Raw genomic sequence first — 7,671 nt, 5'->3', positions numbered from 1 at the left:
CCGGCTCCATCAGGGCCCAGCGGGCGTCGGACAGGTCGGACGGGTACGGCTTGCGGGCCGGCTGCGATGGCATGAGCACACTGATACGTTCTGGCGCGGCCTGGGGGTATCGCTCGTTCGGGCGAACGACGGCAGCCGATTCGCCCATATTCAAACCGGACAGGAGCTATTGGGGCAGAACGCGACAACACGCCCGACCGACAGCCGACTCGGCCGCTGCACATTCGGGGCAAGATGCCTCAATACGCCGACCTCGAACGATCGACAAAACGGCTAAACCTGCACGTCAGCAGCACGAACGTCCTCTTAGGTTCACCGGGCGTCCTATCCCCTTCAGGACCGCGCCTTGACCGCTTTGGCCCCCGCTTCGCCGTGCTTTCAGGACGCCGAAGCGGAGGCCGAACTCCCGGTGGCGTGAATGGCCTGGACGTCTCAGAGGGCTTCTCGGTGGCGAGTTCAGCAGCCGGAGACGAAGTTCTGACGGGCAGGCTGCGGCCACTCAGGTCAGACGGTGTCGATCTGCCAGGCGATCACACCGGTTGCGCCCTTGGCCGCATCGACATCGAGGCGCAGCTGCTTATGCCCTGTGATTCGCTGCTGGACGACGGACTGATCGCACGGGAGCTTGGCTTGCGTGCCGGCACTGGAAGGTGTGAGTGTCACGTTCGCGCTGCCACTGCCGAAGCACACCAGGCTGAGCTTGTAGGCCTTGCCCGCGTTCAGGTTGGGTTCGGTATGAATGCCATCCGTTACACGTTCGGCCCCGGCTTCGACCAAGTGCCCGGTGTGCATGGAGGCAAGGGCGGCCTGGGCCTGCTTGGTGAGCTGCTGCTCAGAGGGTCCGGTCGCCGTGTGCGACGGACTGAGTGTCGGCGAGGAGTTGCCAGAGGCCGGGCTGCCCCCGCCGGAGGAGGTGCAGGCGGCCAGCATGAACGCCGACGCTGCCAGGGCGCATCCGGTGATCCACAGTCGTGAACACGAAGAGGTCATGAGGAAGTTTCCCAGTACTTCCAGCCGGTCTCGGTCGTGGGCAGCGTCGCTGATCCGCGTGCGATCTCCACACCGCCGCAGGTCTTGGCGTTCGAGCGGTACCGCTTCCAGGTGACCTTGTAACCCCACGAACCGTACTGCAGGTGCCCGTACTTGTTCTTGCTGATGTTGTGCGTGTACTCGTGGCCCGTCGTGACGGTTGCGCTGCCGGTGACCTTGACGCTGATGGTGGCCTTCGCCTTTGCCAGAAGCGCCTTGGCCGACCACTCGCCGCTGCCCGCGACCTCCAGAGAGATGCTGCCGCCCTTGGTCACGGACACCTTGATGGTGCCGCCCGGGCCGTCCTTGAACTTGGTTCCGTTCCACCACGAGGGAACGTGGGTCGCCTTCTTCGAGGTGATGCTGTACCACGTTGACGGGGTATCACACAACGAAGGTCCAGGGTCCGACACCGGCTGATCGGCCTCGTCCTCCCAGCCCACTCTGTCGTTGACGTCCGTGGTCTGCTCAACCGACACCGCGCTGCCCTCGTCGGTCGGCACATCCTCGGCGGAGGCAACTCCCGCGCTCGTGAAGCACAGAAGCAGAGCAGTGGCAGCGCCGGTCGCAGCGTGCCGTGCACCGAAACCCATGTGACACCCTTCCAGCGGACCGCCCCCGTGGCGATCACGCACTGAGACCGTATGGTCATGGCATGAACTCGGCAATGGAAGGGTCAAGTTTCTGAGGATGATCTGAGGGTTCAGTGTGGGTTAAGCGGAGATTGCTGCCGCAAGGCAGTGAAATCATGCAGTTCGCACATATCGTGCCTGCTCCTCGGCATGCGGGACTGATCGGGCACGCGGCGAGCCGGATCGAACGCAAGGACGTCCTGCAGCTGATCAGCGACGTCTACTGGGCTGCTCGGCTACCAGCGCCCTTCAGGGCGCATCCTCGTAGCTTGAACCCTTGTATCCACACTCAAGGGGATGCCTCAACCGGCACCCACTCCTACGCCTCGTCACAACCCACGCCCAGGGGGAGCGAGCCAGCATCTGAGGACAATTCACCTGCTTTATCGAACCGACCGTGCTACCAGGTTGCCCGGTGGGTAGGGCGCTCCGCCCTGTCCGTCGCGGCGATAGCCCGCCTCGAACGCCGACAAGTCGAGCTGCTCGACGATGCCGAGCACCTTCCAGCAGAGATGCTCTGTTGGCAGCCACTCCCGCATATCCTGCGGCATCTCAAGATCACGCTCACGGTCACACGACAAGAAGTTCCGCCCCACCAGGCAAGATTCCGTTGCCCCCAAGGACTTCGGAACCGAACAGCGAATCGCTCTTGACCTTCGGGGGCTGGGAGTCGTGCGGCAGCCTCTGCACTGCCGGCCCGCGCGCCGAAACCCTCAACACCCGGACCGGGAAGACCGCTTGGCTCCAAGAATCGCCGTCCCACGACCCGCTATGACGTCGGGAAGGCGACCAGACGGCCCGAGAGCATCATCGAACGCGACAGCCTCAGAGGTGAGAAGACGTGCTCAGAGCCCACGCTGGTCCAGGACGCGATCTCGGTATGCACGCCAAGCATCGAAAGCAGACTGGGCGCAGTCCGCGGTGAGGAAGTCTCCCGACCCGGTGTCGAAGGCCCGTGCTTTCAACGCATCGGCGACCGCGAGGGCAGCGTGAGCTGCTGCTTCGCTGTCGCCATGGATGAAGAGACTGACTCCAGCGACCGGGGCGTCATCAGCCTCGTTGACCGGGGTGCTGATGGAGAAGCCGGGACCCTCGCAGTCGCCCCAGCCATTCTGCGCATACTCGATGCCCGGCAACACATCTGCAAGGACACCGCGAACGTCGCGGCCCGCGCCCAGGTTCGGTGGCTCCCAGTCTTCGCCGAGGAGATCGGCGCCACCTCGGCCCGCGCGGCCGACCTGATGGACTGACCGCCCGGTTCGCCGTGTCCGTCGTGGCCCGCAGCCTCAGTGAGGCGGCGGGCCACGGACTGTGTGCCTGCTGTGTCTGGCGGACAACCAACTGTCCCTTTTCTCCATCTACATGTTCGACGGGCCGCCGGCGGGGAGCCGGAGCCGTCACCACGAGTGGGGGAGCGCGATGGGGTGGTCCGGGCGGGTGGCCTCGCTGGTGTCGGGGATCCTGCTGAGTGGCTGTGTCTCGACGGGGACCGCGTTCGCCGCCTCTGGTCCGAAGCTCGACGTGGAGATGTTCGGCAGCGACTGGGCCCGCCCCGGGCAACTCGTGGACCTGTCCCTGGAGGGAGTGCCGCGGGGATCGAAGGCCGTGACCGCCATCTCGTCGGCGTTCTCCGGGCCGGTCGCCTTGAAGTGGTCCGACGACCACGGTGGCTTCGACGCGGTGGCCACGCTGGCCATGTCCGACAAGCCGGGTGTGTATCCGCTCGTCGCGGAGATCGGTCACCGTGCCGTGGCCCGGAACAAGATACGGGTCCTGCCGTCCCAGCGTCCGTCGTTCGAGGTGCGGGCTCTCTACGGCACGGCCGCCCGGCCGGGGGAGCAGATCGACACGGAGTTCGACGACCTGTACCCGGGAGAGACCGGTACCGACTTCACCGTGCGTTCCACCGCACTGGCCGATCCGGTCCGGCTCGTCCACGACAACCGGTACGACCACTACACCCCCCGCCTGTTCACCGGCCAGCCGTACCTCCGTCCGGATGTGAAGGACGGTACGTACGCCTTCGACGTGTACGGACCGGAGGGCCGCCGGGTCGCCGAGAAGTCCCTCACGGTACGGGCGGCACGGCCAGGTGACAGCGACTACCTGGGCAAGGCCCGCGGTCCGGTCTTCTCCCCGACCTTCGACCTCGACACCGCCCGCGAGCACGGCTACCGCGTCCGCGCCGGAGGAAGGGTCTACGTGCTGTGGAAGGACACGTACCCGGACCCCGGCGAGGAGAACCGGCTCTCCGCCACCTCCCCGGCGTTCACCCAACCGGTCAACCTCAGGCGCGACGACACCAAGGCCGCGGACGGCGACGACCCGCGCTACTACGCCATGGCCACCGTTCGCACCGGTCTCACGCCCGGCACGTACCCGGTCACGGTGATCGCGCACCACGGCCGGGTGAAGAGGACCCGCCAGCTGATCGTCACCGGCCGTCCGGTCGCCAAGCGCAGCGTCACCGCGGGCCCCGGCACCGGCTGGCTCGGCGCGTCCGGTGGCCTGCTGGTCCTCACCGCGCTCGGTGTGTATGTCGTCCGCAGGCGCCGCCACACCACGGGATCCCGAGGTTGATGGTAGTGGCCCGGCGTCGACGGTCTTCGAGCTGGGCGAGCTTGTTCTCAGCGGCGGCAAGGCTGACGCGCAGTCCCTCGGCTTCGCCGAGCCAGCCTTCGCGTTCGGCCTCGGTGATCCGCTCGTGCAGGTTGCTGCGGATCTCTGCCAGACGCGGCCGCTGAGCTGGGTCGACGCGGAGAACTGGGCAGCGGAGGCAGCTGTGTTCATGCTGGCAAGTGGTGCCGTAGGCGCGACCGCAGTCGCCCAGAGCGACCTTCCTCCGCTCGAAGTGGCCAAGGAACTCCTCCCACTCCGCATCGGTTGGGGTCCGGTACTCCTCGCTGGGCCGTAGTGCCCGGCGGCGGGCGATGAAGGCCCGGTGGCCGTTGATTGCCTCCTCGGGATAGACCGCTCATGGTGGAGTCGGGTATTGGATCTGTCCGAATGCCCTGCCCAAGGACACCGCAGCCGAGGGTCACAGGTAGTCGAAGAAGCGAGTCCACCACGTCGGGGGATGCTCGGGCGGGTAGTAGGAGACAAGGCCGCTGACGCCGTCGTATCTCGTCCAGAGCAGATGCTCCGAGATGGGGACGTAGCCGAGTCCGTCGAGCTCGTCATCGATGCGGTGACGGTCTGTGTCCTGGAAGAGATCGCGTTCCTCTTCCTCGTCGTAGCTTCCGGGATTGCCCAGGGTCACGGTGGCGAGGTTTCCGAAGTTGCTGATGGTCACGGTGATGTGTTCCCCGCTGGCCGTAGCGGCGTCCGGGATGACGATCGTCCCGTGGTGGCCGGCGTCCTGTACCCCTCGGTCGACGGTGCAGGTGCACTGGAACCGCTGGTCCAGACGCGATGCGAGGTGGTCGAACCGGGACCGGGCAGCCGTGTGGTCATAGCCGCGGGGGAATTCCATGTGGTCCGGATCATCGAGTGCTCGCAGCAGTGCCCACGCGCGCTGGTCATCGAGAGGCATGTACATCTTCTCCTTGCTGGTGAGCACGATTGGCGCGCTGGCTGACGTCGGCGGCCCAGTCGCCGCCGGATGCCTTCTGCCACTGGATGGCGACTTGGATGTGGACGCCGAGCATTCGGTCGAGGATGGCGGCGGGTGGCTCGGCGGCGAGGGTGAACAGGGCGGTGGATCGGTCCTGCTGCCGATCTGGCTGTCGCTGAGGGGACGGCCGGGCTGTCCGCCGGGGAAGAGCCAGGGGACGTCGTCAAGGGCGCCGATCTTGGCCTTGCCGCGTCGGGTCGCGACGAGCTCGCGGACCAGGGCGGCCGGCGGCATCGGGAGGATGACGGGCGAGGTTCCGAAGGAGACCGCAACGCTCTGGCCGGTGATGTCGATGTCGTCGACGGTGAGTTGGCTGATGGTGGCGATCTTCTGCGCGTAGAGGAGCAGCAGCAGGCCGGCGACGCGGTCCGCGGTGGGCAGTGTGTCGTCCTTGAGGAGGCGGCGTGCGTCGGCCGAGCGTTTCTCGCTGTCGATGGTGCTCTGCGGGCCGGTCCAGCGGACGGTGCCGTAGGTCAGGCCGTGGGCATGGCGGTGCTGTACGGACCAGCGGACGAAGTGGCCGGTCTCGTCGCGGTAGGTGAAGGCGGGGTCGGTTATCCAGCGTTCGAGGTCGGCCTGTGTGCAGGTGCCCAGGGTGAGTCCTTCGGCGGCGAGCCGGATGAGGAAGTTGTCGGCTGCGGTGACGTGGCAGCGACAGTTGAATAGGAGAGCCCACCAGTGAAGCCCGTGTGAGACCCCTCGCCACGTTCAGGCATCCGCCACCACGTAGCCGAGCAAGCGGGCACGGTCGGCTACCGCCTCGAAGCCCGCCACCGGATTGAGCACACTGACCGTCCGACGGGCCAGTAGGGCGCCCGACAGGATCGCGGCAACAGCCTGCCGGTCCACCGGCCGTTCGTAGTAGTCCTCAGCGTCGCTGCAGACGGTCTCGGCACTGCCGTCGGTCAGCACCCTGAAAAGCCAACCGGCCCCATCCGACTCCCCCGGCGCGAACACCACCGGACCGCATCGCCACGAAGCCGCATCCGCCTCGCGCCACACGCACACCGTCGCGTCAAAGAACCCTTCGAACTGCAGCTCCGGATCGGCCGGATAGTGCGCCAGCGCAGCAGGCAGACCCTCCAGCAGCCCAGGCCAGTGCGCCCTGGGCCACTCACGCCACGGCGTGGCATCGCATTCATGGTCGAAACCGTAGAGAAAGACCCCGGCCGGATCGAAGACGACCCCGTACAGATCACCGGAGCCGTTCTCCATCGTGGCCAAGTCCACGCCAGCACGCCAGCCCGGGAAGTAGTCGTGCCTCGGAGCGGAACCGCCGAGCACAACGTCGAGCAGCGCCAGCGCCCGACAACGGGCACGCAGGACGTCGGGATCGGCCAGCACGGACACGAGCTCGTGAACATTCATGGCGGACATTGAACAGGCCGCCGCTGACAGCCGGCCGAGCAGCCTGCACCTCAGGGCAGGAGCGTGCCCATCGCGTCAGCGAGGAGGGAGGGCTGGCCGCGGCCGCCGTGGCCGGCCCGACGACCACGTATGGTGACCGCTGCCCCGGCCTCGTCCGAGAACTCGCGACAGTTGAATACGCGAGCTCACCAGTATCAACCCCGGGCCCTTGCTCGACCTCACTCATAAGGTCGGCGGCGCTGGAACCCAGCTTGTCAGTGACACCCCGTACGGTCCTGGCATGGGTATCACCTCGGCCTGGTCCATCACCGCTCACGATGACGACTTCATCAGCACCTTGGCTCCCCGGCTGCTTCCGCTGATCGCCGCGGAGCGGGACGAACCGTCCGCACGAGAACGTTGGGAGCGCTGGCGCGGGGAGCCTTTGCCGGCCTTCCGGACCTGGTGGCAGCCCCTCGGCCAGTCGTGCCAGAGGGAGGAGGACGCGCTCGACTCCTTCCACGAGCTGACTGCTTCCGGGGAGCACGTACAGAAGATGTACGACGGCCTCTCGCCCGACGACGACTTCTCACTGCTCACGGACGTGTGGGACCTGGTCACCGGCGCGGAGGACATCTTCATCTCAGTCCAGAGCAAGGAGTTCGCGCTGAGATCTTTCTTTCACGCCATAGGCCCTGACCGGGCCGTACTCCTGCCCGGTTGGTGCGGCAACTTCCTGCTCACCTCCACTGAGGTACGCGAGACGCTGCCTGCTGTCGAGCGCGCGCTGGGCTTCACCGCAGAAGAGCGCGCGGAGGCTGAGGACCAGGACTGGCTGGACTACGGCGACGACGAGGAAAGCGTCCTGGACGGACCGCTGCGGATGTGGCGCCAGGCCGCTGCGGACGCACGCGGCCTGTGTGGGGTGTCCGTCACCATCTACTGAGCTTTTTGTTTAACCTCAATGCCGTTGACTTTGGGCCGTGTTGGCGGTTCAACGGATACCAGGGGTGGTGTTCCGTGGCTGCTCGGCTGGTCGATCGTGTGGCG

The 7,671-nt window shown here is 66.5% G+C and carries 9 protein-coding genes; 5 read left to right on the top strand and 4 right to left on the bottom strand.

Annotated features, from left to right (window positions below; genetic code table 11):
- Positions 1–504: 504 nt before the first annotated feature.
- Both ACZ4MF_RS48470 and ACZ4MF_RS48465 read right to left on the bottom strand, forming a co-directional pair.
- Positions 505–990 (bottom strand): hypothetical protein, encoded by a 486-nt coding sequence (locus ACZ4MF_RS48470; RefSeq protein ID WP_467500795.1) that lies wholly within the window; start codon positions 988–990, stop codon positions 505–507.
- The gene (locus ACZ4MF_RS48465; RefSeq protein ID WP_467500793.1) at positions 987–1,622 is read right to left on the bottom strand and encodes a hypothetical protein; all 636 of its coding nucleotides are present in this window, start codon (positions 1,620–1,622) and stop codon (positions 987–989) included. The genes ACZ4MF_RS48470 and ACZ4MF_RS48465 overlap by 4 nt, the downstream gene beginning before the upstream one ends.
- Positions 1,623–2,674: 1,052 nt before the next feature.
- Here ACZ4MF_RS48465 and ACZ4MF_RS48460 point away from each other — a divergent pair.
- On the top strand, positions 2,675–2,911 hold the full coding sequence (locus ACZ4MF_RS48460; protein WP_467500791.1) for a hypothetical protein: 237 nt from the start codon (positions 2,675–2,677) through the stop codon (positions 2,909–2,911).
- A 169-nt stretch (positions 2,912–3,080) separates the two neighbouring features.
- The gene (locus ACZ4MF_RS48455; RefSeq protein ID WP_467500789.1) at positions 3,081–4,241 is read left to right on the top strand and encodes a hypothetical protein; all 1,161 of its coding nucleotides are present in this window, start codon (positions 3,081–3,083) and stop codon (positions 4,239–4,241) included.
- Positions 4,242–4,698: 457 nt separating this feature from the next.
- Here ACZ4MF_RS48455 and ACZ4MF_RS48450 read toward each other — a convergent pair whose 3' ends face one another.
- Positions 4,699–5,220: a hypothetical protein gene (locus tag ACZ4MF_RS48450; protein ID WP_467500787.1), complete on the bottom strand. Its 522-nt coding sequence runs from the start codon at positions 5,218–5,220 to the stop codon at positions 4,699–4,701.
- Here ACZ4MF_RS48450 and ACZ4MF_RS48445 point away from each other — a divergent pair.
- Both ACZ4MF_RS48445 and ACZ4MF_RS48440 read left to right on the top strand, forming a co-directional pair.
- Positions 5,192–5,614: a hypothetical protein gene (locus ACZ4MF_RS48445; RefSeq protein ID WP_467500786.1), complete on the top strand. Its 423-nt coding sequence runs from the start codon at positions 5,192–5,194 to the stop codon at positions 5,612–5,614. The genes ACZ4MF_RS48450 and ACZ4MF_RS48445 overlap by 29 nt on opposite strands.
- 146 nt (positions 5,615–5,760) lie before the next feature.
- The gene (locus ACZ4MF_RS48440) at positions 5,761–5,940 is read left to right on the top strand and encodes a hypothetical protein (protein ID WP_467500784.1); all 180 of its coding nucleotides are present in this window, start codon (positions 5,761–5,763) and stop codon (positions 5,938–5,940) included.
- A 42-nt stretch (positions 5,941–5,982) separates the two neighbouring features.
- On the opposite strand, the gene ACZ4MF_RS48435 is transcribed toward ACZ4MF_RS48440, so the two are convergent.
- Positions 5,983–6,642 carry a hypothetical protein gene (locus ACZ4MF_RS48435; protein ID WP_467500782.1) on the bottom strand — a complete coding sequence of 220 codons (660 nt, stop codon included), beginning with the start codon at positions 6,640–6,642 and terminating at the stop codon, positions 5,983–5,985.
- Positions 6,643–6,922: 280 nt separating this feature from the next.
- Between ACZ4MF_RS48435 and ACZ4MF_RS48430 the strand changes: the two genes are divergently transcribed.
- The gene (locus ACZ4MF_RS48430; RefSeq protein ID WP_467500780.1) at positions 6,923–7,567 is read left to right on the top strand and encodes a hypothetical protein; all 645 of its coding nucleotides are present in this window, start codon (positions 6,923–6,925) and stop codon (positions 7,565–7,567) included.
- The last annotated feature ends 104 nt before the right edge of the window (positions 7,568–7,671 follow it).

Source organism: Streptomyces sp. NPDC025793 (assembly GCF_055558375.1).
The sequence above is the reverse complement of the archived record's forward strand: the minus strand, read 5'-3'. Positions and strand labels throughout refer to the sequence as shown.